The 24,290-nt window shown below is 60.5% G+C and carries 26 protein-coding genes, 1 tRNA gene and 1 pseudogene; 22 read left to right on the top strand and 6 right to left on the bottom strand.

Translation table 11 applies throughout. The features are described 5' to 3' along the window. Nucleotides 1-17 precede the first annotated feature (17 nt). The 9 genes from hisA to tatC all read left to right on the top strand — a co-directional run bounded on the left by hisA (nucleotide 18) and on the right by tatC (nucleotide 5,296). Entirely contained in the window at nucleotides 18-767 is a 750-nt protein-coding gene (gene hisA, locus AT302_RS25085) for a 1-(5-phosphoribosyl)-5-[(5-phosphoribosylamino)methylideneamino]imidazole-4-carboxamide isomerase (protein WP_058376325.1), read from the top strand. 38 nt (nucleotides 768-805) lie between these two features. Next, nucleotides 806-1,579, top strand: a complete 774-nt coding sequence (gene hisF, locus AT302_RS25080) for an imidazole glycerol phosphate synthase subunit HisF (RefSeq protein WP_058376324.1) — start codon at nucleotides 806-808, stop codon at nucleotides 1,577-1,579. A 17-nt stretch (nucleotides 1,580-1,596) separates the two neighbouring features. After that, a complete protein-coding gene (gene hisI / locus AT302_RS25075; protein WP_058376323.1) occupies nucleotides 1,597-1,995 on the top strand; it encodes a phosphoribosyl-AMP cyclohydrolase in 399 nt (132 codons plus the stop codon). 5 nt (nucleotides 1,996-2,000) lie between these two features. Next, the gene (locus AT302_RS25070; RefSeq protein WP_058379937.1) at nucleotides 2,001-2,357 is read left to right on the top strand and encodes a phosphoribosyl-ATP diphosphatase; all 357 of its coding nucleotides are present in this window, start codon (nucleotides 2,001-2,003) and stop codon (nucleotides 2,355-2,357) included. A gap of 126 nt (nucleotides 2,358-2,483) precedes the next feature. Next, nucleotides 2,484-2,906, top strand: coding sequence for a DUF4870 family protein (locus AT302_RS25065; protein WP_237172015.1), 423 nt, complete (start codon nucleotides 2,484-2,486; stop codon nucleotides 2,904-2,906). Nucleotides 2,907-3,002: 96 nt separating this feature from the next. Next, entirely contained in the window at nucleotides 3,003-3,377 is a 375-nt protein-coding gene (locus tag AT302_RS25060) for a histidine triad nucleotide-binding protein (RefSeq protein ID WP_058376322.1), read from the top strand. 268 nt (nucleotides 3,378-3,645) lie between these two features. Beyond that, complete coding sequence (gene tatA, locus AT302_RS25055; protein WP_058376321.1) at nucleotides 3,646-3,891, top strand: Sec-independent protein translocase subunit TatA; 246 nt, start codon at nucleotides 3,646-3,648, stop codon at nucleotides 3,889-3,891. Nucleotides 3,892-3,903: 12 nt separating this feature from the next. After that, a complete protein-coding gene (gene tatB, locus AT302_RS25050; RefSeq protein ID WP_058376320.1) occupies nucleotides 3,904-4,446 on the top strand; it encodes a Sec-independent protein translocase protein TatB in 543 nt (180 codons plus the stop codon). 64 nt (nucleotides 4,447-4,510) lie between these two features. After that, entirely contained in the window at nucleotides 4,511-5,296 is a 786-nt protein-coding gene (gene tatC, locus AT302_RS25045) for a twin-arginine translocase subunit TatC (RefSeq protein ID WP_058376319.1), read from the top strand. A gap of 258 nt (nucleotides 5,297-5,554) precedes the next feature. Here tatC and AT302_RS25040 read toward each other — a convergent pair whose 3' ends face one another. Then, entirely contained in the window at nucleotides 5,555-6,772 is a 1,218-nt protein-coding gene (locus AT302_RS25040; RefSeq protein ID WP_058376318.1) for a Do family serine endopeptidase, read from the bottom strand. Between the two features lie 18 nt (nucleotides 6,773-6,790). On the opposite strand from AT302_RS25040, the gene AT302_RS25035 reads away from it, so the two are divergent. Continuing rightward, nucleotides 6,791-7,540 (top strand): Nif3-like dinuclear metal center hexameric protein, encoded by a 750-nt coding sequence (locus tag AT302_RS25035; protein WP_058376317.1) that lies wholly within the window; start codon nucleotides 6,791-6,793, stop codon nucleotides 7,538-7,540. A gap of 95 nt (nucleotides 7,541-7,635) precedes the next feature. On the opposite strand, the gene mscL is transcribed toward AT302_RS25035, so the two are convergent. Beyond that, the gene (gene mscL / locus AT302_RS25030) at nucleotides 7,636-8,082 is read right to left on the bottom strand and encodes a large conductance mechanosensitive channel protein MscL (protein WP_058376316.1); all 447 of its coding nucleotides are present in this window, start codon (nucleotides 8,080-8,082) and stop codon (nucleotides 7,636-7,638) included. A gap of 306 nt (nucleotides 8,083-8,388) precedes the next feature. Between mscL and petA the strand changes: the two genes are divergently transcribed. The 6 genes from petA to AT302_RS25000 all read left to right on the top strand — a co-directional run bounded on the left by petA (nucleotide 8,389) and on the right by AT302_RS25000 (nucleotide 12,597). Beyond that, nucleotides 8,389-9,003, top strand: coding sequence for a ubiquinol-cytochrome c reductase iron-sulfur subunit (petA, locus tag AT302_RS25025; protein ID WP_058376315.1), 615 nt, complete (start codon nucleotides 8,389-8,391; stop codon nucleotides 9,001-9,003). A 2-nt stretch (nucleotides 9,004-9,005) separates the two neighbouring features. Further along, nucleotides 9,006-10,391, top strand: a complete 1,386-nt coding sequence (locus tag AT302_RS25020) for a cytochrome b (RefSeq protein WP_058376314.1) — start codon at nucleotides 9,006-9,008, stop codon at nucleotides 10,389-10,391. A gap of 29 nt (nucleotides 10,392-10,420) precedes the next feature. Further along, nucleotides 10,421-11,140 carry a cytochrome c1 gene (locus AT302_RS25015; protein WP_058376313.1) on the top strand — a complete coding sequence of 240 codons (720 nt, stop codon included), beginning with the start codon at nucleotides 10,421-10,423 and terminating at the stop codon, nucleotides 11,138-11,140. A gap of 83 nt (nucleotides 11,141-11,223) precedes the next feature. Continuing rightward, nucleotides 11,224-11,835, top strand: coding sequence for a glutathione S-transferase N-terminal domain-containing protein (locus AT302_RS25010; protein WP_058376312.1), 612 nt, complete (start codon nucleotides 11,224-11,226; stop codon nucleotides 11,833-11,835). 98 nt (nucleotides 11,836-11,933) lie between these two features. Continuing rightward, the gene (locus tag AT302_RS25005) at nucleotides 11,934-12,395 is read left to right on the top strand and encodes a ClpXP protease specificity-enhancing factor (protein WP_058376311.1); all 462 of its coding nucleotides are present in this window, start codon (nucleotides 11,934-11,936) and stop codon (nucleotides 12,393-12,395) included. A 126-nt stretch (nucleotides 12,396-12,521) separates the two neighbouring features. Continuing rightward, nucleotides 12,522-12,597: transfer RNA gene (locus tag AT302_RS25000), tRNA-Thr, on the top strand. 75 nt (nucleotides 12,598-12,672) lie between these two features. On the opposite strand, the gene AT302_RS27430 is transcribed toward AT302_RS25000, so the two are convergent. Beyond that, the gene (locus AT302_RS27430; RefSeq protein WP_084656462.1) at nucleotides 12,673-13,092 is read right to left on the bottom strand and encodes a tyrosine-type recombinase/integrase; all 420 of its coding nucleotides are present in this window, start codon (nucleotides 13,090-13,092) and stop codon (nucleotides 12,673-12,675) included. On the opposite strand from AT302_RS27430, the pseudogene AT302_RS24995 reads away from it, so the two are divergent. Then, nucleotides 13,031-13,708: pseudogene (locus tag AT302_RS24995) on the top strand (site-specific integrase); the annotation flags it as partial. The gene AT302_RS27430 and the pseudogene AT302_RS24995 overlap by 62 nt on opposite strands. 389 nt (nucleotides 13,709-14,097) lie before the next feature. Here the strand turns inward: AT302_RS24995 and repC are convergent. The 3 genes from repC to istA form a co-directional block, all read right to left on the bottom strand. Continuing rightward, entirely contained in the window at nucleotides 14,098-14,541 is a 444-nt protein-coding gene (gene repC, locus AT302_RS28455; RefSeq protein ID WP_407668853.1) for a replication protein C, IncQ-type, read from the bottom strand. A 126-nt stretch (nucleotides 14,542-14,667) separates the two neighbouring features. After that, nucleotides 14,668-15,465, bottom strand: a complete 798-nt coding sequence (istB, locus tag AT302_RS24990; protein ID WP_058376310.1) for an IS21-like element helper ATPase IstB — start codon at nucleotides 15,463-15,465, stop codon at nucleotides 14,668-14,670. Further along, on the bottom strand, nucleotides 15,458-16,963 hold the full coding sequence (gene istA, locus AT302_RS24985) for an IS21 family transposase (RefSeq protein ID WP_058379935.1): 1,506 nt from the start codon (nucleotides 16,961-16,963) through the stop codon (nucleotides 15,458-15,460). The genes istB and istA overlap by 8 nt, the downstream gene beginning before the upstream one ends. 126 nt (nucleotides 16,964-17,089) lie before the next feature. Here istA and AT302_RS27900 point away from each other — a divergent pair, with 126 nt between their 5' ends. The 5 genes from AT302_RS27900 (at nucleotide 17,090) to AT302_RS28295 (ending at nucleotide 24,275) form a co-directional block, all read left to right on the top strand. After that, the gene (locus tag AT302_RS27900; protein ID WP_058376309.1) at nucleotides 17,090-17,434 is read left to right on the top strand and encodes a hypothetical protein; all 345 of its coding nucleotides are present in this window, start codon (nucleotides 17,090-17,092) and stop codon (nucleotides 17,432-17,434) included. Between the two features lie 4 nt (nucleotides 17,435-17,438). After that, entirely contained in the window at nucleotides 17,439-17,765 is a 327-nt protein-coding gene (locus tag AT302_RS24975; protein ID WP_058376308.1) for a hypothetical protein, read from the top strand. Next, nucleotides 17,741-18,460: a hypothetical protein gene (locus tag AT302_RS27895; protein ID WP_167365764.1), complete on the top strand. Its 720-nt coding sequence runs from the start codon at nucleotides 17,741-17,743 to the stop codon at nucleotides 18,458-18,460. Before AT302_RS24975 ends, AT302_RS27895 begins: the two co-directional genes overlap by 25 nt. Then, nucleotides 18,399-19,151 (top strand): PD-(D/E)XK motif protein, encoded by a 753-nt coding sequence (locus tag AT302_RS24970; protein ID WP_058376307.1) that lies wholly within the window; start codon nucleotides 18,399-18,401, stop codon nucleotides 19,149-19,151. The genes AT302_RS27895 and AT302_RS24970 overlap by 62 nt, the downstream gene beginning before the upstream one ends. 972 nt (nucleotides 19,152-20,123) lie before the next feature. Continuing rightward, nucleotides 20,124-24,275 (top strand): autotransporter outer membrane beta-barrel domain-containing protein, encoded by a 4,152-nt coding sequence (locus AT302_RS28295; protein WP_058376306.1) that lies wholly within the window; start codon nucleotides 20,124-20,126, stop codon nucleotides 24,273-24,275. The last annotated feature ends 15 nt before the right edge of the window (nucleotides 24,276-24,290 follow it).

Below are 24,290 nucleotides of genomic sequence, written 5' to 3'. Positions count from 1 at the left end.
ACGTTTCACGATTGCCTATGCTGCTCATCCCGGCCATCGACCTTAAAGACGGTCAATGTGTACGCCTTAAACAAGGCGACATGGATCAAGCCACTGTTTTCTCGGAGGACCCCGCTGCCATGGCCCGACATTGGGTCGAGCAGGGTGCACGCCGCCTCCATCTGGTGGACTTGAACGGCGCATTCGTTGGCAAGCCGCGTAACGAGGCTGCCATCCGCTCCATCATTCAGGAAGTGGGCGCAGACATCCCCGTGCAGCTGGGCGGCGGTATTCGCGACCTCAACACCATCGAGCGCTATCTCGACGACGGTCTGTCGTACGTGATCATCGGCACGGCGGCGGTGAAGGACCCCGGCTTCCTGAAGGACGCTTGCAGCGCCTTCGGCGGGCACATCATCGTGGGTCTCGATGCCAAGGACGGCAAAGTGGCGACCGATGGATGGAGCAAGCTGAGCGGTCACGAAGTCGTGGATCTCGCGCGCAAGTTCGAAGACTACGGCATCGAGTCGATCATCTACACCGACATCGGCCGTGACGGCATGCTGCAAGGCATCAACATCGAAGCGACCGTGCGCCTCGCGCAGGCCGTGACGGTGCCGGTGATCGCCAGCGGCGGTCTGTCCAACCTGGGTGACATCGACGCGCTGTGCGACGTGCAGAACGAGGGCGTCGAAGGCGTCATCTGCGGTCGCGCGATCTACTCGGGCGACCTGAATTTCTCGTCGGCGCAAACGCGTGCAGACGAGCTTTCCCAAGGAGCGGCATAAGCGAGCTCACGGCTGCGGCCGTCTCGTGTGCCAACATCATGGCTCTCGCTAAACGCATCATCCCGTGCCTGGACGTGACGGCTGGCCGAGTGGTCAAGGGTGTCAATTTTGTCGAACTGCGCGACGCGGGCGACCCCGTCGAAATTGCCCGCCGCTATGACGAGCAGGGTGCCGACGAACTGACGTTTCTCGACATCACGGCCACCTCCGACGGGCGCGACCTGATTCTGCCGATCATCGAATCGGTGGCGGCGCAGGTGTTCATTCCGTTGACGGTGGGTGGCGGCGTGCGCGAAGTCGCCGACGTGCGCCGGCTGCTCAACGCCGGCGCCGACAAGGTCAGCATGAATTCGTCGGCTGTGGCGAATCCGCAACTGATCGCCGATGCGTCGGCCAAGCACGGTGCGCAGTGCATCGTTGTGGCGATCGACGCCAAGCGCGTCTCGGCGGACGGCGAAACGCCGCGCTGGGAAGTCTTCACGCATGGCGGCCGCAAAGCCACCGGCCTCGATGTCGTGGCCTGGGCGAAGAAGATCGCCGAGCTGGGCGCGGGCGAGATCCTGCTCACCAGCATGGACCGCGACGGCACCAAGAGCGGCTTCGATCTGGCGCTCACGCGCGCCGTGTCGGACGCCGTGAGCATCCCCGTGATCGCCTCGGGCGGCGTGGGTTCGCTGGCCGATCTGGCCAACGGCGTGACGCAAGGCCATGCCGATGCCGTCCTCGCCGCCAGCATCTTCCATTACGGCGAGCACACCGTCGGCGAAGCCAAGCGCTTCATGGCCGACAAGGGCATTTCGGTGCGGCTCTGAACGGGAATCAACGGATCATGACGCAAGACTGGCTGGACAAGGTAAGTTGGGACGCTCAGGGCCTCGTGCCCGTGATCGCGCAGGAAGTCGGCAGTAACGACGTGCTGATGTTCGCGTGGATGAATCGTGAAGCGCTCGCGCGCACGGTCGAGACCCGCGAGGCCGTCTACTACTCGCGCTCGCGCAAACGCCTGTGGCACAAGGGCGAAGAGTCGGGCCACGTGCAGAAAGTGCACGAGATTCGCCTCGACTGCGACGAAGACGTGGTGCTGCTCAAGGTCGAGCAGATCGACGGCATTGCGTGCCATACCGGCCGCCATTCCTGTTTCTTCCAGAAGTTCGAGGGCACTGTCGACGACGGCCAATGGGCCACCGTCGAGCCGGTGCTCAAAGACCCGCACAAGATCTATAAGTGAGCACCATGAACGATACGCTTGCGCGTGTTGCCGAAGTGATCGCCTCGCGTCGTGGCGGCGATCCGGATAAATCGTACGTTGCGCGCCTGTTCCACAAGGGTGACGACGCGATTTGCAAGAAGATCGGCGAAGAAGCCACCGAAGTGGTGCTCGCCGCCAAGGACATCCGCATCGGCGGCGCAGACAATCTGCGCCAGAAGCTGGTCAACGAGACCGCCGACCTGTGGTTCCACTGCATGGTGCTGCTCGCGCACCACGACCTGAGCCCGGACGAAGTACTCGCCGAGCTGGCACGCCGTGAAGGCCTCTCGGGGCTGACGGAAAAGGCCCAGCGGGGCACGCGCGGCGAACACGCCGACTGATATGGGGCCGTCTGGCGCGCCGGCATCGACTGCCTGCACGCCGGCACACCTGCACCGAGCGCCGCACACACTGTACCGATTCGACATGCCGGCGCATCACGCCGGCAGACGCGAGGGAGACCATCCATGAACGATCCGCAGACCCCCGGTACGACCAACCCTTCCGGCAGCACCGGCAACCCCGGCAACCCTTACGTCGTCAATCCGCCCACGACCGAGCAAGAGCGCGCGCTGCGCAAGCTCACGCACGTGCTCTACGCCCTGTACGCCCTGTTTTGGCTCACCGGCGGCGTGACGGCCATCGTGGCGATCATCATCAACTACATCAAGCGTGACGATGCTGTCGGCACGCTCTACGCGTCGCACTTCACGTGGCAGATCCGCACCTTCTGGTGGTCGGTGCTGTGGGGCGTGTTGGGCGTGGCGTTGGCGGTGGTGATGGTCGGTTTCGCGATTCTCTGGGTGCTCGGCATCTGGACGCTGTACCGGATCGTGAAGGGCTGGCTGTACCTGAACGACAACAAGCCCATGTACGCGGCGCGCACCTGATCGCTGACGCAGGCGGCCCCGTTTGATCGAGGCCGTCGATTTGGGTCACTCCCTTTGGGTTACTCCCTTTGAGACATTGGAGAGGAAGACATCCGCATGACGCACGACAACTGTATCTTCTGCAAAATCGTCGCCGGGCAAATTCCGAGCACACAGGTGTATGCCGATGACGACGTGATTGTGTTCAAGGACATCAATCCGGCCGCCGACCTGCACTTGCTCATGGTGCCGCGCAAGCACATCGCTACGTTGCAGGATGCGCAGCCGGAAGATCAGGCATTGCTCGGCAAGATGCTGCTGCTCGCGCCGAAGCTCGCTGCCGAGCAGGGTTACGCCTACGACGGCGACCCTGAGAACGTCGACGGCAACGGCTTCCGGGTGGTCGTGAACAACGGCCCGGGCGGCGGACAAGAGGTTTATCATCTTCACATGCATATTCTGGCGGGCCCGCGGCCGTGGAAGCGCATGTGAGGCAAATGACGTGAAGCATCGGCGGGATGCGGAAGATTGCCGCAGGTCGCCGGTTCACGGTGCGCTAGTGCCGCATCGGGAAAGGTTTCACGAAACATTTATTTCTACCCGGCGTCCGACACGGTTACGATGCTGGACGTGACGCCCGATGTGCCACAATGGGGCACATTGCGGCGCTCACACGGGCAAATACAATGCATCGGACGGGGTTGTCCGATAAGACCCTCGCCGCAAGTCGGCCGGGGCGAATCACGCAAGGAGAGTGGTCATGGGTTCGTTGAGTATTTGGCACTGGCTGATCGTGCTGGTGATCGTGATGATGGTTTTTGGCACCAAGAAGCTGCGTAACATGGGCAGCGATCTGGGCGGTGCAGTCAAGGGCTTCAAGGACGGCATGAAGGAAGGCGAAAGCGCCCCGGCCGCCAAGGAAGACCCGATGACGGCCAAGGAACTGCGCGACTCGACGACCATCGACGTGCAGGCCAAGGACGCGAGCAACAACAAGCAAGGCTAAGTCGGCGTCGACATGATCGATCTCGGCCTTTCCAAACTGATGTTGATCGGCGTTGTGGCGCTGGTCGTGATCGGTCCCGAGCGTCTGCCGAAGGTGGCACGCACGGCGGGCGCGCTGTTTGGCCGCGCCCAGCGTTACATCAACGATGTGAAGGCCGAGGTGGGCCGCGAGATGGAGCTCGACGAACTTCGCAACATGCGAAGCGAGTTCGAGAACGCGGCACGCAGCGCCCAGAGCACGGTTCAGAAACATCTGAATGAGCAGGAGTCCTCGCTCAACGAGGCCTGGGCAAGCGCCACGGGCACGTCGAGCAGCGAGATTGCCGGAGGTGGCACCGATGCCGCGACCGGCTACTCCGACAGCTACCTCGCCGAGCCGGTCGTCACGTCCGGCATTCGTGCGTCGACCAAGCGCCGCAACTGGCGCGTGCGCCGCAATGCAACGCCGGTGTGGTTCAAGCAGGCCAGCGCCACGCGCACGAAAGTGCAGTCAGGTGCGGCGCGGGTCGCGCGGCATACGCCGGCCAAGCTGCGCCGTCCCGTCAAGTTCTTCTGAGGCGCGTGCGCACCTTATTTCCGCCACCTTGCGCCGTACCGGCCTCATTCCTGGATAAGTCGACGTGAGCGACGACAAGCAAACCCCTGACGGGGGCACCGAAGAGACTTTCATCTCGCACCTGATCGAGCTGCGCAACCGCATCATTCGCGCGGGCGCGGCGGTGATCGTGGTGTTCCTCTCGCTGGTCTATTGGGCGCCGGATATCTTCCGTCTGCTCTCGCGCCCGTTGACGCAATCGCTGCCCGCCGGCGGCAAGATGATTGTCACGGACATCACCGGATCGTTCTTCGTGCCGATGAAAGTCACGATGATGGTCGCGTTCGTGATTGCGCTCCCCATCGTGCTGTATCAGGCCTGGGCATTCGTTGCGCCGGGGCTGTATCAGCACGAGAAGAAGCTGGTATTTCCGCTGGTAGTGAGCAGTTACTCGCTGTTCCTGATCGGCATGGCGTTCGCGTACTTCCTGGTGTTCCCGACCGTGTTCCACTTCATGGCGCATTACAACGCGCCGCTGGGCGCGGAGATGAATACCGATATCGACAATTACGTGAGTTTTGTCCTGACCATGTTCCTATGCTTCGGGGTGACCTTCGAAGTGCCGGTGGTCGTGGTGGTGCTCGCGCGCATGGGTGTCGTGAGCATCGAGAAGCTCAAGCAGATTCGCCCGTACGTGATCGTCGGTGCCTTCGTGCTCGCCGCCGTAGTGACGCCGCCGGACATGCTCTCGCAGCTGATGCTTGCCATTCCGCTCTGTATCCTCTACGAACTCGGCCTGATTGCGGCACGGATCTTCGTCAAGCAAGGACACACGAACGAAGAGAAAGAGAACGGGCAGGCGACGCCGTAACGACGTGACGGCGTAGCGACATAACGACATAACGACATAACGACGTGACGAAGTTGTGAGTCACCACGAGTAATAAAGAAAGCACGGGCTGCGTCCCGTGCTTTTTTATTGCCCATGGCAATCCGGTGCGAAGCCCGTGGCGATGCAAAACGCGGCGGACAGACGCGTCGGCCAAACGCGTCGGCGAAACAAAAACGGCCGCGCCGAAGCGCAGCCGTTTTGTAGTTCCGACACCGGAGCGTGAGCCCCAGCTTGCCGTCAGTCGGCGCCGTTCTCGTCGTTGCTGTCGTCGTCGTCCTGCGCAGGGCGCTTGGGCGGCGGCGGACGCTTGCCGATGGTCACGGTCAGGTCCATATCCTTCTTCTTGCGCGTGACGTGGATCTTCGCCTGCGTACCCGGCTTGATCTGCGCGATCACGTTGAGCAGTTCGGTCGTGTCGCGGATCGACTCGTCGTTGACCTTGGTCAGTATGTCGCCCGGTTGCACGCCAGCCTTGTCCGCTGGCCCGCCTTGCACGACACCGGCGATGATCACGCCCGAGTCCTGCTGCAAGCCAAACGATTCAGCGATATCGGACGTGATGTCCTGCGGTTCCACACCGACCCAGCCACGCGTGACCGTACCGCTGGTGATGATGCTCTCGAGCACCGTGCGCGCCGTTGACACCGGAATGGCGAAGCCGATCCCCATGTTGCCGCCGCTGCGTGAGTAGATCGCCGTGTTGATGCCGAGCAGATTGCCGTTCACGTCGACCAGCGCGCCACCCGAGTTGCCGGGGTTGATCGCCGCATCTGTCTGGATGAAGTTCTCGAAGGTGCTGATGTCGAGGTGGTTCCGGCCGAGCGCGCTGATGATGCCCATCGTCACCGTCTGGCCGACGCCGAACGGGTTCCCGATGGCCAGCACCACATCGCCGACGCGCACCTGATCCATGCGGCCGAGCGTGATGGCGGGCAGGTTGTCCAGCGTGATCTTGAGCACGGCGAGGTCGGTCTCGGGGTCGCTGCCGACGAGTTTCGCGCGGGCTTTGCGGCCATCGGCGAGGGCGACTTCGATCTCGTCGGCGCCGTCCACCACGTGATGATTCGTGAGAATATAGCCCTCACTGCTGACGATCACGCCCGAGCCGAGGCTCGAGACCGGGTCTTGCCGCACCGTGCCGCCGCCGTCGCCGAAGAAGTAACGGAACAGCGGATCATCAAGGCGCGGGTCGCGATTCTGCTTTTGTTCCTTGCTGGAAAAAATGCTGACGACCGCGGGCATGGCCTTTTGCGCGCCGTCGGCGTAAGAGCCGGTAGCCGGCTTGTCCGACAGGCTGGGGGCGACTTCCTGAAGGGCGATGATCGGGTTGGCCAACTGTTTGCCGAACGAACCCTGGCGTTGCAACCACTGCGGCTTGAGCGTGGCAATGATGAAGAGCAACGCAAGCAGCACGGTGACCGCTTGCGCGAACAGTAGCCAGAAGCGTCTGAGCATGAAAGAGCGAGACCTTATATGAATCGTGTTGAACTCGAATTGTATCTGAACGATACCCTGCAAATCGCGCAATTTCGCGATTACTGCCCCAACGGCCTACAGGTTGAAGGGCGCGATGAGATCCGCAAAATCGCCAGCGGCGTGACCGCCAGCCTGGCGTTTCTTGTAGCGGCGCGTGACTGGGGCGCCGACGCGGTCATCGTCCATCACGGCTACTTCTGGAAGAACGAAGATGCCCGTGTTGTGGGGATGAAACGCCGACGCCTTGGCTTACTGATCGGCAACGACATCAACCTGTTCGCCTTCCACCTGCCGCTCGACGCGCACCCCGAGTTGGGCAACAACGCGCAACTGGGCAAACTGCTGGGATTCGCCGACGATGGCGGGCGTTTCGGCCCCGATCAGCTCGGATGGCTCGGCAGGCCCGCGCAGCCCACGACCTTGGCCGAACTCGCCGCCCATGTCGAAGCGACACTGGGCCGCACGCCGCTCATGCTGGGCGAACCCGATCGCGTGGTCCGACGCGTCGCATGGTGCACGGGTGGCGCGCAGGGCTTCTTCGAGGCGGCCATCGCCACGGGGGCGGACGTCTACATCAGCGGTGAAGTGTCCGAACCGACCACTCACCTCGCGCACGAGAGCGGCGTCGGCTATCTGGCCGCGGGGCACCACGCCACGGAGCGCGGCGGGGCGAGAGCCGTTGGCGAACATGTCGCCGAACGCTTCGGCCTCGAACACAAATTCTTCGACATGCCTAATCCGGTCTGAGCCGGTCTGAGCCGGTTTGAGCCGGGAGCGGATGCGGGCAGGTGCGAGGGCCAGCCACCGCGCAACGCGGGTGGCTGGCAGACAGGCCAGAAAGCTCAGCCGTTCTGCTTCTTGAGGCTGTCGCGGATTTCGCGCAGCAGAACGATGTCTTCCGGCGTGGGGGCCGGTGCCGCCGGGGCTTCCGGGGCCGGGCGCTTCAAGCGGTTGATCTGCTTGACCATGATGAAGATGATGAACGCCAGAATGATGAAGTTGATGGCGACGGTGATGAAGTTGCCGTAACCGAAGACGGCAACGCCGGCCTTGGTCAGATCGGCGTACGACGTGGGGTTGCCTTTGAAGTCGGGCGGGATGGCGCCGAGCAGAATGAATTTGCTCGAGAAGTCGAGGCCACCGAAGATGGCGCCGACAATCGGCATGATGAGGTCTTTGACGACCGAGTCGACGATCTTGCCGAATGCCGCGCCGATGATCACACCGACGGCCAGATCGACCACATTGCCTTTGACGGCAAATTCCTTGAATTCCGACATGAAGCTCATGCCATTCCTCCGCTGTTTTAATGAGGGCCGGGGGCGCGCACAGTAGCTGTCACCGGGGTGAGACAGGGAAAATGATGACTAAATGTCGTGCACGCGTCAACGAAAGCGGCGATCATAGCGACTCTCGTGCAGCATCCCAGAAGCGAAACCCCGGGTGAGCATCAGCCGCCCGCAGGGTACGTTAATCCTTTGAAAATACGCGAAAACCACTAGGAGACTGGGGCGTTTAGCCGTTGTTTCAGGCATTTACGCTCGCGTATGATTTAAGGTTGACGGAAATACCAAATCAACCGTGTGGGGCTTGTGATGAGTGACAATCAAGAAAAGGCCGTCGACAGTAGCCGCCGGAATCTGCTGATTGCAACGTCCGTAGCTGGAGGCGTGGGCGGCGTTGCAACACTTGTTCCTTTCGTCAGTTCTCTGGAACCCTCTGAGCGAGCCAAGGCGGGCGGTGCGCCGGTCGAGGCCGATATCAGTAATCTCAAGCCCGGCGAAAAGATGACCGTGGCGTGGCGTGGTCTGCCGGTGTGGATCGTGCGCCGCACGCCGGCGGAAATGGATTCGCTGTCCAAAGTGACGGGCGAACTCGCTGATCCGGACTCCAAGGAGACTTTCTCCTACCCGATGCCCGACTATTGCAAGAACGCGTTTCGGGCGCGTGCCGAGCATAAGGATCTGCTCGTTGTGGTCGGCATCTGTACCCATCTGGGGTGCATTCCATCGGGTCCTTACGACGCCAATACCATCCCTGCTTTGGGGCACGATCCGGGCTTCCTGTGCCCGTGCCATGGTTCTACGTACGACATGTCGGGCCGCGTGTTCAAGAACAAGCCGGCACCGAAGAATCTCGACGTTCCTCGTTTCATGTTCGTGAACGACACTCGGCTCGTGATCGGTAAAGACGAAAAAGGAGAAGCGTAACCATGGCCGCCGACAAACAGGTCGACACGACGGGCTTGCTGGGCTGGATCGATCGTCGCTTCCCGCTGACACAGCTTTGGAAAGATCACGCTTCCGAGTACTACGCCCCTAAAAACTTCAACTTCTGGTATTTCTTCGGATCGCTGGCGATGCTGGTGCTGGTGATTCAGATCGTCACCGGCATTTTCCTGGTGATGAACTACAAGCCGGACGCCAACCTTGCGTTTGCGTCGGTCGAATACATCATGCGCGAGGTGCCGTGGGGATGGCTCATCCGCTACATGCATTCCACGGGCGCGTCGATGTTCTTCGTGGTCGTGTATCTGCATATGTTCCGGGGGCTGTTGTACGGTTCGTACCGCAAGCCGCGTGAGCTGGTGTGGGTGTTCGGGTGTCTGATCTTTCTGTGCCTGATGGCCGAGGCGTTCTTCGGGTATCTGCTGCCGTGGGGTCAGATGTCGTATTGGGGCGCACAGGTGATCGTGAACCTCTTCTCGGCAATTCCGTTCATCGGCCCGGATCTGTCGCTGTGGATTCGTGGCGACTACGTGGTGTCGGACGCGACGCTCAACCGCTTCTTCGCCTTCCACGTGATTGCGATTCCGCTGGTGCTGATTGGCCTGATCGTGGCGCACATCATTGCGTTGCACGAAGTGGGTTCGAACAACCCCGACGGCATCGAGATCAAGGACAAGAAGGACGCCAACGGCCGGCCGCTCGACGGCATTCCGTTCCATCCGTACTACACCGTGCACGACATCATGGGTGTGGGTGTGTTCCTGATGGTGTTCTCGGCGATCGTGTTCTTTGCGCCGACGATGGGCGGGTACTTCCTCGAAGCGAACAACTTCATCCCGTCCGACTCGCTCAAGACGCCGCCGCACATCGCACCGGTCTGGTACTTCACGCCGTTCTACTCGATGCTGCGGGCCACGACCGATGACTTCAAGCACGTGCTGATGGCGTTGACGGTGATCGTCGCGGCCGTGTGGTGGATCAAGGGTCGCGCGGCGGCCACCACCAAGGTGGCGGGTTCTGGCGGTGTGGTGTTGCTGTTGTTGGCGATGTTCCTGATCGAAGCCAAGTTCTGGGGCGTGGTGGTGATGGGCGGCGCGGTGGTGACGCTGTTCTTCCTGCCGTGGCTGGACCAGAGCCCGGTGAAGTCGATCCGGTACCGTCCGGGATTTCATAAGGTGTTGTTGGGTATCCTCGTCGTCATCTTTGCTGTGCTGGGTTACCTGGGTATCCAGGAGCCGACGCCCGTGAAGACTGCGGTCTCGCAAATCGGCGCGCTGTATTACTTCGGATTCTTCTGGCTGATGCCGATCTGGAGCAAACGCGGCACGTTCAAGCCGGTGCCCGAGCGCGTAACCTTCGCGGCGCATTGAGCGCACTCAAGTCGACTAGGGATATCAAGATGAAAAAACTGTTGCTCATCCTGGCGCTCCTCAGCGGTTTTGTGGCGCCGGCCATGGCGGAAGAGGGCGGGCCGCTCGATACGGCGCCCAACCGCGTGGACGACCTGGCGTCGCTGCAACGCGGGGCCAAGCTTTTCGTGAATTACTGTCTGAATTGCCACTCGGCGGCATCGATGCGGTATTCGCGTCTCAAGGACCTTGGGCTGTCGGAAGCAGAGATCAAGAACAATCTGCTTTTCACGACCGACAAGATTGGCGAGACGATGACCGTGGCGATGCGTGCGGCGGATGCGAAGGACTGGTTTGGTTCGGCGCCGCCGGATTTATCGGTGGAGGCGCGTGCGCGGGGGACGGACTGGCTGTATACGTACCTGCGCACGTTCTACCGTGACGATGCGCGTCCGACGGGCTGGAACAACGTGGCGTTCCCGAATGTGGGCATGCCGAACCCGTTCTGGCAGTTGCAGGGACAGCGTGGATTGAAGCATGTGGAGGGCGCGGAGCATGGCCCGGCACAGTTCGTGCAGATCACTCAAGGAACGATGAAACCGGTGGAATTCGATTCTGCCATGGCTGATCTGGTATCTTATCTGGATTGGATGTCGGAGCCGGCGCAGCGTACGCGCAGGCAGCTTGGCGTCTGGGTTTTGTTGTTCTTGGGACTCTTTACGGTGCTTGCCTGGCGCCTGAATGCGGCCTATTGGAAGGACGTGAAGTAAAATAACGTCTGTACGACGGGGCCAGGGTCAGGGAAGCGTCGGTTTCCCACCCCGGCCCCGTTGGTTTTTAAGGAAGACGCGCTATGATGGTTTTGTACTCGGGCACGACCTGCCCCTTCTCCCAGCGTTGCCGGCTGGTTCTGTTCGAAAAAGGCATGGATTTTGAGATCCGTGACGTCGATCTGTTCAACAAGCCGGAAGACATTGCGGTGATGAACCCGTACGGTCAGGTGCCGATTCTTGTTGAGCGCGACCTGATTCTGTACGAATCGAACATCATCAATGAGTACATTGACGAGCGTTTCCCGCATCCGCAGCTGATGCCGGCGGACCCGGTGCAGCGTGCGCGTGCGCGCCTGTTCCTGTTCAACTTCGAGAAAGAGTTGTTCGTGCACGTGAGCACGCTTGAGAACGACAAGGGCCGTGCGGCCGAGAAGGCCCATCAGGCCGCTCGCCAATCGATTCGCGATCGTCTGACGCAGCTTGCACCGATCTTCTTGAAGAACAAGTACATGCTGGGCGAAGAGTTCTCGATGCTCGACGTGGCGATTGCGCCGCTGCTGTGGCGTCTGGACCACTACGGCATTGAGTTGTCGAAGAATGCTGCCCCGTTGATGAAGTATGCCGAGCGTATTTTCAGCCGTCCGGCGTACATTGAAGCGCTGACGCCGTCCGAAAAGGTCATGCGTCGTTAATACGGCGTTATTACGTCGCGAATGCGTCGATACCCCGCTGGCGCGGGCCGGCCTGCCGAAGTTGGCGGGCTGGCTGGCCAAGGGGGACGAAATGTCTTATGCCTCCTGAAACGTCTACCAAGCCCTATTTACTGCGCGCGCTGTACGAGTGGTGTACCGATAACGGGTACACGCCGTATCTGGCCGTGCATGTCGATGCCAAGACGCGAGTTCCGCGCGAGTTTGTGAAAGATGGCGAGATCGTGCTGAACATCAGCTTCGATGCCACGAGCGGGCTCCAGATGGGCAACGACTGGATTGAATTCAGCGCCCGCTTCGGCGGCATCTCGCAGAAGGTTGAGGTGCAGGTGCCGAACGTGCTGGCGATTTATGCCCGCGAGAATGGTCAGGGAATGGCCTTCCCGGTCGACAAACAGGCACAGGCGGATGCGGGGCCGGAGTTGGAATCGGTACCGTCGTCGCCGGAGTCTGACGAAGACGATCCGGAACCGCCGCGTCCTGGCGGTAACGGCGCGGCTGGCAGCAATGCCCCGCGCGGACACCTGAAAGTGGTGAAGTAATTCACGGCACAGTGTGCGGATGGGGAGGTGCTCTTTGAGCGGTTCCCCAAACGGGCGCGGTTGTGAGGAATTTTGCACTGACAGGTAGTCGCAATAGCCAATGAATCGGTTACAATGTGCGACTTCGCCGGCTTAGCTCATCTGGTAGAGCAGTTGATTTGTAATCATCAGGTGGCGGGTTCGAGTCCTGCAGCCGGCACCAATACAGTCGGGCCTTTGCGGCCAGTTTCAGCAAAGGCCCGACGTTCGCAATCCCCCCTCCGCGTTCGCAATTCCCTCATCGAGACGGCTTTACAGGGCGTGCACCGCGCGAATAGTGGGCGGTCATCCCCGGTGTTGTGTGGCCCGCGAGACGCTGTGCTTCCTCCAAGCCTGATTCGATCGCTTTGCGCGTCACGCTTCGCGCGCGCAAGTCCCGGAACTGAAAATCCGCCTTGTCAATCTTGGCCTTGTCGCGCGCGTTGTCGAACCGCGAGCGCAGTTGGCCGCGCGTAAGCGGGTGCCCTTTCTCGTCGCGCAGCAGGTACGGCGAGACGTCTACCTCGCTTCCTCGCCATGCCAGCAAGGCGTCAACGAGCTTCTTCAGCTCGCCGGTCACTTCGATAACCACAACACTGCCGGTCTTCGACTGCGCGAAGGCGAACAACACCGTACGAATTGAGCTGGCGTTGCTGGGACACTTGTTCCGCGTGGCCATTCAGGAGTGGGGGCTGGGTCTTACGTTTAATCCCGTCGCCAATGTACGCAAGCCGAGCCCCGGAGCGGGGCGCAATCGTCGATTGAGTGTTGATGAGCAGGAGGCATTGTTTGCTGCTGCGGACGCGCACAGCAATCCGATGCTGGGTTGGGTCGTTCGGCTGGCAGTTGAGACTGGGATGCGTTCGTCCGAGATCGTAGGAATGCGTTGCTCAGACGTTGATCTTGCAAAGCGAGTCATAAGGCTGCTTGACACGAAGAATGGCTCCGCTCGATCTGTTCCCCTGACCCGCGCGGCTTCTGAGATTCTCAAGTTGGCGTTGGAAAATCCAACGAGACCTAGCGACACGGCACTCGTATTTTTCGGCGAGCCTGGGCGGGACGGTGTCAGGCGTGCATATGTGTTCCAGAAGCTTTGGAGCGCTATCACCGAAAAGGTTGGGCTCGCTGATTTGCACTTTCACGATCTGCGTCATGAGGCGGTTAGTCGGCTCGTGGAAGCAGGTCTGAGCGATCAGGAGGTGGCTTCGATTAGTGGCCACAAATCAATGCAAATGCTCAAGCGATATACGCACCTTCGAGCGGAGGATCTGGTGGCTAAGCTTGATCGTCTATGAGCGATGGCTTGAAGTAGCCCACACATTGGGTCTGCGTTCCACCCCGTATGATTATCGGCAGGGAGGTGCAATGGAATGCGACGGGCTGACTCCGATCGGAATGTTTGTCGAAACTTTAGCCGCTAAAATCTGACGGCGCGGAGTCAGGGTGTTCGTGCCGAGCCGGCTGTATTGCATGTGAGACTCGGCAATGGGCTGCGCATGTGGTGCGAAGCCCTGCGCCTAGTAGATTATCTTAGATAATCTTAGGTGAAATCTCCTGGTTGAACGGAAACCCTTTTCCCATAAGGACTTCGAGGGTTTCCGGTTGTACAGATAAACGGGGATTCTGGTACAGATAAACGGGGGTTTTTGTACAGATAAACGGGGTTCTCAATTGCGCGCGCTCGTCACTTTCGCGGCCGCTGAATGTGAAACTTTCCACGCAAACGCTCCTCGGCGTTCCAGTTTATTTCCCTGAGTTCCTGTATCGCAGTAGCGAGTCGCTGCCGGCGCTTATGCATGGTGTTTGTGTTCGCCTGTTCTGGCCACGCATATGAACAAAGCGTGTCGATCGCCACAACACGTTTGCTGCCTGCGTTTATAACCGCGCACAGTCTCTGATGGACTAATCTGGCGACATCGCTTCTCAGTGCCCGAATTTCCTGCATGTCGATTTGGGTGTATTGACCCTCCCCCAAGATAGCCCGCGTCAAGTGGGGGTTTAGCGCTACGGCAAGTTTCCCGCGTCGCTCGTCAATTACAAGTCCCGACAGCAATCTGAATCCTTGACGAATGCCATTAGCCTCGGCGATGACTGACACGGTCCAGAGTCGCTCGATACACCTCCGGATTGTCCTGCTATCGTCGATATCGGCATAACCAATCTCGCGGGCTAAGCTCCCGTAGTGTTGATTTTCACCAAATCTTGACCCGGGATTTTCATCGAAATTTAACCCACCCCAATCAGCCTAGTACATCTACTTCTGTGTGGATAAGTCGTCATTTTCCGTGCCCTTGGGGGCCTTTTTCCGCGATACCCGAGACTTGGCCGAACTGGTCTTGAAACGCCAGGAATCGTTGCCCGTTTCTACGATGTGGCAGTGATGCGTCACCCGGTCGAGCAGCGCAGTTGTCATCTTTGCGTCCCCGAATACGCTGGCCCATTCGCTAAAGCTCAGATTCGTCGTTATCGCCACGCTGGTGTGCTCGTACAGCTTCGAGAGCAGATGAAATAGCAGTGCACCGCCCGTCTGGCTGAATGGCAGGTAGCCCAGCTCATCGAGGATCACCATATCCACGTACATCAGCTTGTGCGCTATTTGGCCTTGCTTGCCGATAGCCTTCTCTTGCTCCAGCGCGTTCGTCAGTTCCACTGTCGAAAAGTACCTAACTCGCTTGCCTTGGCGCTGCACCGCTTGGATGCCTATCGCAGTCGCCAAATGCGTCTTGCCGGTACCGGGCCCGCCGATAAACACCACGTTGTGTGCGCTGGAGAGAAACGCCAGGTCATGTAGTTCTCGCACCAGCATTTCATCTACGTGCGCTTGGTCGAAATCGAATCCGGTGAGATCGCGATGTGCCGGGAAACGAGCCGCAGTCATTTGATAGGCAATAGATCGGACTTGGCGCTCTGCCGTCTCAGCCATCAGCAGTTGCTTCATGAAACGCTCCGGATCAAACTCCGTGTGCCTGGATTGTGCGAGCAGCTCCGGCCAACTGCTTGCCATGCCGTGCAACTTCAAACCCTTGAGCTGAGCTGTAATGTCATTAGACATGGCGATTCTCCGGGGCATTGGGCCTTAGGCTCTCATAGCGATCGACATCCGCTGAGGGCTCTTCGGTCAGGTGCAGTTTGGTTGGTGCGGGCAGTAACGGCCCGACTGGCGTTTTGAGCCGGCCCAGCACATTGATGACATGCTCGGCACTCGGCCGACCTGACTCCAATGACATTTTTACGGCAGTCAGCACAGCGTCTAAACCGTGGTCACGTACTGCCGCTAGTACTTGCGTCATAACCCGGTCGCCACCGGGATGCTTGAGCAAGTAATGCTGTAAGCGCTGCAGCGGCACCGGCATCGTCGCAAACGGTGCTCCGTTGCGCAGTGCACCGGGTTTTCGCTCCACCAAGTCGATGTAGTGGCGCCAATCGTAAAAAGTGAGGTATCGATCAAAGCTACGCTCATGTCGGGCGACTTCTTGCCCTTCGGAAACGATGCTCAGATATGTCGGGTAGCAGCGCACGCTAACGACCTGATTGGTCAGATTCGATGGCACGCTGTAGCGATTGCGTTGGAAGTGAATCAGGCTCGTTGAGGAGACGCGTAGCGTCTGCTCAACATATCCATCAAATGGCTTAGGGTTGGGCATCAACTTCGTGCGCTCATCTTGCAACGCGTCAGCAATGGTGAGCTCAGGCCACTGCGGGTGTTTGCCTTGCCACGCGCATAGGCATTGGTCGGCAACCCACTCGTTGAGCGTCGCAAGTGTTTCCCATCGATGCTCGGCCGCTTCATGCCAAATCTGTCGTCGCCGATCTTGCACGTTCTTCTCGACGATACCTTTCTCCCAACCGGCAGCGCGATTGCAGAATTCGGGCTCAAAGAGGTAGTGGCCACACATCGCCTCGAAGCGGGCGTTGATCGCTCGCTCTTTGCCTCGGCCGACCTTGTCGACCGCAGTCTTCATGTTGTCGTAAATCCCTCGCCGAGGCACGCCACCAAATGCTGCAAAAGCTCGAGCATGTGCGTCGAATAGCATCTCATGGCTCTGCGTGGGATAGGCAACCAACCAGAATGCGCGACTGGCGTTGAGTTTGACGTGGGCGACCTCGAGCCGCCGGCGCAAGCCTCCCACGAAGGCATACTCGCAGCTCCAATCAAACTGGAACGCCTCACCCGGATCGAAAGCCAACGGCACGTAAGCTTTGGTGCGTGGTGCCTGGGATTGCGTCTCGTGCCAGTGCCGCACGAAGGCGCTCACTCGTGCGTAGCTGCCGGCGTAGCCCTGTGCATGGATTGCCTCAAACATGAAGCGAGCGGTACGGCGATCACGCTTTGGCCGATGGCTGTCGGTGCGTAACCAGCAGCTCAATTGCTCCGCCCACTCATCGATGACGCTGGGGCTGATTCGCTTGGGGTAATGGGGTTCGACCGCATCGGTCTGGCGCAGCCAGCTGCGAATCGTGTTTCGGGACAGGCCCGTGCGTCGCGCAATCTCTCGCAGCGGTACCTTCTCGCGGAAATACATCCGCCTGATCTTGGCTAGCATGCCCACCGTGATCACCTTGGTATCTCCTGCTCAAAGGTTGAGCAGGACATTGAATCACGTGGGTCAATTTTCGATGAAAACTACACCCCTCAAAGGGTCAGTTCTTGGTGCACATCAACACTCGAACATCACTTGGTTCGACTCGATGTCGCCCTTACGTGCGCCCATGCGGTGTTTGGGGACTCAGCATTCAAGAAGTGGTTAGGCGACAAGTATGAGCGCCGAATGAATCGGGCGGTATTTGATTGCATTACTCGCTTCTTTGCCGACGAAGATGTTGCCAGGATTGCTGAGCAGAGGAAGGACGATGTCGTTGCAGCATTCAAGCAACAGTGCACGGACCCGAAATTCATGGAATCCATTGAACGAACGACGAAGAGCATTGCGTCAACGCAGTACCGAATTCAAGCATGGGGAAGTACGCTCTCGGTTGTGGTAGGGAAACAATTTGACGCTGGTATGGCGATCATTAGGTGAAAAAATGGCGCCCAAGGTGACGAGTCAGCACTTCCAGCATATGGAAGCACGACTGAAGTTGCTGCGAGCCAAGTTCCTGGCAAGGGAAGTTAGCAAGCAGCAAAAGTTTCCTCCGGACCCTGCCGACCTGGACAGGATTGCTGCTTTTCGTTTGCTAGCTCATGCCGAGATCGAAGACTATCTCGAATTGAAAGCCAAGGCCTATGTGAACGCAGCGTTAGCCGACCTGAAGGCTAAGCAGTCGATATTGCGACAGTTTGACCTCTACGCTCTCGCGCAGCATTTCGAGAAACCTCTGCCTGTGAGTTGCACCTTTCTGGCTTCGATGTAAGCCACACGAAGGATGGTTTTCGCTGGGAAGAGCACGAGGAACTCTTTCTCGAATTACTGGAAGAAGAACTCAAGCGGTCTCCCCTAGACCTGCTTGACCAGGCGGAGGGCTATCGGGCTAGGCAGCGTCATAATCGCTCCTTGGCTGAGACAGCGGAAAAAGCGACCAACAGCGTGGGAGATGTTGTCGAGCGGGAACTCGCTCCTGTGCTAGACGAGGAGGAGCGAAATCCAGCCGCACCGCCTCCCGTCCCTCCCAAGATTGGAGTGCCGTCGACCTCAGGGTTTGAGCGAGCCGTGGAGGTTCGTGTTGCGAACACCACCTGGAAACTGACAATCAAGGCAAATACAGACCCGGCGGTGACCGACTGGCTTCGAGTCGGGGACGCAACTCAACCGACAACCGATGGTGGTCGGACACGCTACGTTCAGGTCGACGTGTCACTCGTGCATCCCTTTGTAGAACGATTCGCCGGTTCGGGCAATGAAAACATCGAAATCTTCGTTCGATTCGCCAGCGCGGCGGCGTTATCCGCCGCGCTAAGCACTGAAGCGGGTGCGAAACCTCAGTATTTTCTCTACCACCTCAACAAGCTGCTCCGCGAGACTTTCGCGGCTCCATATCCGCTTTCGTGTGCGCACTTCATCGAACGAGGAGGACGGCCACTTCGTTGTTGTGTCGCTACGCGGTGGTGACCAGATGCTCGTAGAGCCGTTTTGTACGGCGATTGAATCATTGATTGCTGCGTTGCCAAGAACGCCGTCGGCATCTGATATCGAGCGTGTTGTTCGCCAGTTCGTGGAGTTGATGAGCTCCCTCTCGCTCCCATCTTCGCGAGCCGTTGCCGGTCTGTGGGCCGAGCTATGGTTGATGACCGTCGCGGACGACCCTCGGGCTGCGGTGGCCGCCTGGCACGAAGATGCAACAGACCGTTTCGATTTCGCGTACCGAGATCATTTAGTCGAAGTCAAGGCGACTGAGAAGGAGGGGCGGAACCATGAATTCTCGTACGAACAACTACGCCGAAGCGAGCGTCAAATAACGATTGCTTCGCTACGTCTGCGGCGCGTACAGAGCGGTCAGTCGATTTCCGATTTGGTGGAAATCCTTCAAGGTTTCCTGAGTCCCGAAATGCGAACGAAGGTTGTCCGGAATGTGTTCAGCGCTCTGGGAAGTGCGGTATCTGAGGCGTCGGAAATGCGGTTTGATGAGACGTTCGCGGAGGCAAATCTCAGAGTCATTGCGGCTTCCAAGGTGCCGGTGGTTTTGATTCCAGAGGGGAGCCCTATTTCCGCGGTTCGTTTTCGTGTCAATCTCGACGACACGTCACTCTCCGACGAATTGCTTAAGCCGCTTGCCCAAACAGCATTGCATCACCGCTTTTAGTTGCTTGGCCGCTTAGTTTGGAGGTGGACTCGTCGCAAGAAGTTACCGGGCGTGAGAATGAAGGGGCCGGCGAGGCCTAGCCGACCGGCTGTAAAGACGGTCCACACCCGAAGGGCAACGCAGGCCGTTCGGCCGGAGTTGCGGTTCGGCGCCCACGTCGGGCTGTGCCCTCTCTGCGGGGGGGGGCACTTTTGGGGGCACGTAAAGAGCGAATGTTTTCGCTGGGCCCCGCGAGACAAGACTTTTGCGGATTTGCTCAATTCCTGCAGCCGGCACCAAACAAGCAAGGCCCACATGTTCGCATGTGGGCCTTTTGCTTTTGTGGCCCTCAAAAATAGAACGTCGGTTCTCACACTAATTAAGCCTCGATTAAATCAAATATCAGGTGTGCCGCAATGGTCGTCACTCCCTACATCTAACCTACATATTCCGCCTTCATCGAATGATGTAGGAGTCTCATCCGCATTACTCCCTTCAAAAATTAAATCCGAACATCATTCGATATTGTTGATGTGAATAAACGTTCGGACTACAGAGCATGACGCCTGACAACCCGCCAATTCTGAGAGGGGGTTCCATGTAGGTATCCTCCTACAAGGCCCGTTGTTGCCTCAATGCCCTGATGATTTGCAACGAATCTCGGCGCTCGCTTTTGCCTCTATTTAGCGGAATTAATGCCTTTCCATCAATGGAATCTTAAGAAAATCACGCAAAGGAAAAAACAAATTCGGACTACACCAGAGTGTTTGTATATGAATGAAATGACGTATCGGTAATGGAATGAAATTTGGTAGACTTTTTCATCCAAACTACGTTGGAGGCCGAACCGATATGTCGTATCGCATTGACCGCAACGAACGTAAAGATTCCCCCACCGCTATCGCTCGCGCGGTCCGAATGCGGATGAGTGTGGCACCCAGTCAGAACCTCTCGCATCAATCCCCCTCTTCAGCATCTCCCGTACGCACCGCAATGGCGGCCGCGCTTAGCGCCGCTGCGCTAGTCACATTCCCGATGTCACAAGCGTTCGCCGCCGGCGGCACCGGTGGTTGCACCGCTGCGCCAGGTGTTACCTGTGCAGGCGGTACCGCCGGCGCACCGAACGGTGGCGCCGGGACGGATGCGAGCAATACCAATGGCACCGGCGGCAACGGCGGCGGCGGCGGCAGCGTGGATGGCACGGGCGCCGCAGGCAGTGGCGGCAATGGCGGCGCAGGTGGCACCGGCGGTGGCGGTGGTGGCAATGGTGATGCAGGCCTCGCAGGCTCGGGTGTCCCGGGGCTTTCGGGTGGTACCGGCGGTACCGGTGGCACCGGCGGCGCGACAAACGTCACCGGCGCACTCGGCAATGGTGCAGGCGGCGGCGGTGGCGGCGCGGGTGGGGTCGGTATCGAACTCCCCGGCGGACAAACCAATAGCGGCGCGATCGCGGGCGGAAAAGGCGGTAACGGTGGCGGCGGCGGTGGCACCGACAGCACGGGTACCGGTGGCGGCGGCAATGGCGGCGGCGGCGGTGCAGGCGGCGTCGGGGTGCAACTCACTACCAGCCAACAGTCCACCAACACCGGTACCGTCGTCGGTGGCCAGGGCGGTAACGGCGGCGGTGGCGGCAGCTTTGGCAACACGACCTCTGCGGGCACCGGCAACGGCACCAACTTCATCGCAGGGAACGGCGGCGCAGGCGGCTCAGGCGGCGACGCCGTCGTCTCGGCACAAGGCGGTACCTTCGTGAACGGCACCTCAGGCGTTGTCACTGGCGGTGCTGGCGGCAACGGTGGCGGCAGCGGTTCAGTCAGTGCCAGCGGCGCAGTCGTCCCCTATGGCGGACGTGGTGGCGACGCGGGCGTGGGCGGCAATGGGGCAACCCTTTCCGGCGGCAGTACCGTAACGAATAGCGGCATGATCACCGGCGGTAACGGTGGCAACGGCGAAAACGGCGGCTCTGCACTCGCCGCAGGCGCCCTTGCGGTTTCCGGCAACGGCGGGCTCGGTGGCGCGGGCGGTGTCGGCGTGCTCATCGACGGCAGCGGCAGACTCAACAACCAGACGACCGGCACGATTGTCGGCGGTAACGGCGGTACGGGCGGCGGCGGCAGCGCACAAAGCCAGACCTTCGTCGGCGGCACTGGCACCGGCACCGTTACCGGTGGTGTCGGCGCCGACGGCGGGCAGGGCGGCGACGGTGTCCGGCTCAACGGCGGTGGCGTCGTGACGAACGCCGGCACCATCCTCGGTGGCGTGGGCAACCGCGGCGGCGGCGCTGGCAACAGTACCGGGACCGGTGTGGGTGGTGAAGCGGCGGCTGGCGGTAACGGGGTCAGCCTCGTGGGCGCCGGAACGGTCACCAACGCGTCGACCGGTGTCATCAAGGGCGGTCAAGGCGGCGACGACAGCGCAGGCGGCGGCGGTGGCGGGGGCGTGGGCGGCGACGGCATTTCCCTCAGCGGCAATGGAACTGTCAGCAATTCCGGTGTCGTCACCGGTGGCGACGGCGGCAACGGCGGTAACGGCGCCAACACGACCGGCGGCCATGGCGACGTGGGCGGTGCGGGGGTGCGCGTCGCCGGGACCGGGACGGTGACCAACGCCAGCACCGGCAAGATTACCGGTGGCGATGGCGGTACCGGCGGCGGCGGCGGAAACGCCACGTCGGCGGGCGGCGCGGGCGGTGGCGGCGGTGCCGGGGTGGTAGTCACCGCAGGCGGCTCCATGAACAACGCCGGCACGATTACCGGCGGTGTCGGCAACCGGGGCGGTGGCGGCGGCACCAGTAGTGTCGGCGGTGCGGGCGGTGCCGGTGGCGCCGGGGTATTGGTGACCAACAACGGCGGCACCATCACGAACACGGGCTCGATCAGCGGCGGCGCAGGCGGTGCGGGCGGGACTGGCGGTACCGCAGGTGCATCAGGCGCGGGTGGGGTCGGTGTACAGGGCCAGAACGTCGCGGTGATCAATAGCGGCACCATCACCGGTGGCACCGGTGCGAATGGCACCGTCGCCGACGCCATTCAATTCAGTGCCGGCACTAACTCGCTCGAACTGCGCGCCGGATCTGCCATCACCGGCACCGTCGACGCGAATGTCGGCACCAACACGTTCATCCTTGGCGGGAATGCCAACAGCAGTTTCAACACGTCGCTGATTGGTCCGACAGCCCAATATCAAGGTTTCTCTGCCTTCCATAAGACGGGCACCAGTGTCTGGACACTCACCGGCAGTACCACCGCACTCACGCCGTGGACGCTCTACGCCGGGACGCTGGTCGTCAGCCAAGACAGCAGCCTTGGTGCCCCCGGTGGCGCGCTGACGTTCAACGGCGGCACGTTGCAACTCGGCGCCAGTTTCAATCTCGCTGCGGGTCGTGCGGTCGCACTCGATACCGCGGGCGGCACGATCGATACCAACGGGTTCAACTCGACGATCACGCAGGGCATCACCGGTACCGGGGCACTGACCAAGATCGGCGCCGGGTCGCTCGTGCTCAACGGCAACAGCACCTACACCGGGGGGACGAGCATTAATGCCGGGGTACTGGCCGTGGGCGATCCCACGTCCTCAGGGGCGGCGCTGTCCGGTGGCGGCGCGGTCACGGTGGCCAGTGGTGCAACGCTGGGTGGCTACGGCAGCGTTACCGGTTCCGTGCAGAACAACGGCACCGTCGCGGTCGCCAACGCCACGCCGGGTTTTGCCTCCGGTGCCACGGGCAACCTGACGGTCAACGGCACGTTCACCAACGCCGCGCTGCTTCAGTTGGCAGGCCCGGGCGTCGGCAACACGCTGACCGTCGCAGGTAACTACGTCGGCCAGCAAGCGACGGCATCGCTTCGCACGCAACTTGGCACCGACAATTCGCCGACCGACAAGATCATCATCAATGGCGGAACGGCGACCGGCAGCACCACGCTGAAGATCGCCAACGCGGGTGGCAAGGGCGGGCAAACGACCGGTGACGGTATTCAGGTCGTGCAGACGGTGAACGGGGCGTCAACGGCGGGCTCGGCATTTACCGGCGGCACGGCGAATGCAGGGGCTTATACCTACTACCTATACCGCGGTGGCATTACCCCCGGCACGCAAGACAACTGGTACCTGCGCTCGACCACGCTCGACCCGACCCGTCCGCCGATCGACCCGATCGTGCCCGTCCCGCCCGTCGATCCCGAAACGCCGCTGTATCGAACCGAAGTCCCGGTCTACTCGCAGATTTCGGCATTGGCGCGCGAGATCGCCGTGCAGCAGATCGGCACGTTCCACGATCGCATGGGCGGGCAAGACCTGCTCGATGAAAACGGCAAGTGGGGCGGTGGCTGGGGCCGCGTGTGGGGCGATCACATGTCGCAGGATCACACGGGTACGGTAAATCAGTCGTTCAGCGGCACGATCTTCGGGTTGCAAGTCGGGCAGGACGTCTATTCGAACACGACCGATAGCGGCTACCGCGATCACGCCGGTCTATTCTTCGGCTTCGCCCGAGGCAGTGGCGACGTGAAGGGGTTCGCATTGGCCACGCAGGATCTGGCCGCCGGCAGCCTCGCCATCAACTCGTACAGCCTTGGCGCCTATTGGACGCGCATCGCACCGAGCGGCTGGTATGTCGATACCGTGTTGATGGGCTCGACCATGTCGGTGAATCCGTCGTCGCTGCAAGGCAATACCGCGACGACGCGGGCCAATGCGTTCACGGCATCGCTGGAAGGCGGGGTGCCGTTGCCGCTGCCGTACGGTTTATCACTTGAACCGCAAGCCCAGTTGATCTATCAGTACACGCACATCAACGATCTGACCGATCCGGCGGCGACCGTGTCGTTCAAGAGCGCGAACGAACTGATCGGGCGACTCGGTTTGCGACTTCAGACGCAGTTTCAGGCGAACGGCATCAACTGGAAACCATATCTGCGTCTGGACGTGTTGCGCTACTTCGGCGGCACCGACACCGTGAACTTCTCCGACTCCACCAAGATCGATTCGTCGGTCGGGTCGACGCAAGGGCACGTGGGCGCTGGCGTCTACGCGAAGCTGAATCAACGCGTCAGTCTCTATCTGACGGGCGGCTACTGGTTCAATCTGGGCGGCTCGCACCGGAGCACGGCGGAAGGCAATGCCGGGGTGCGTCTGAGCTGGTAATGCAGGCGGGTCATG

This window comes from Pandoraea norimbergensis (assembly GCF_001465545.3).
GTDB classification, from domain to species: domain Bacteria; phylum Pseudomonadota; class Gammaproteobacteria; order Burkholderiales; family Burkholderiaceae; genus Pandoraea; species Pandoraea norimbergensis.
Note: the sequence above shows the minus strand (reverse complement) of the source record. Positions and strands in the feature narration are given on the sequence as shown.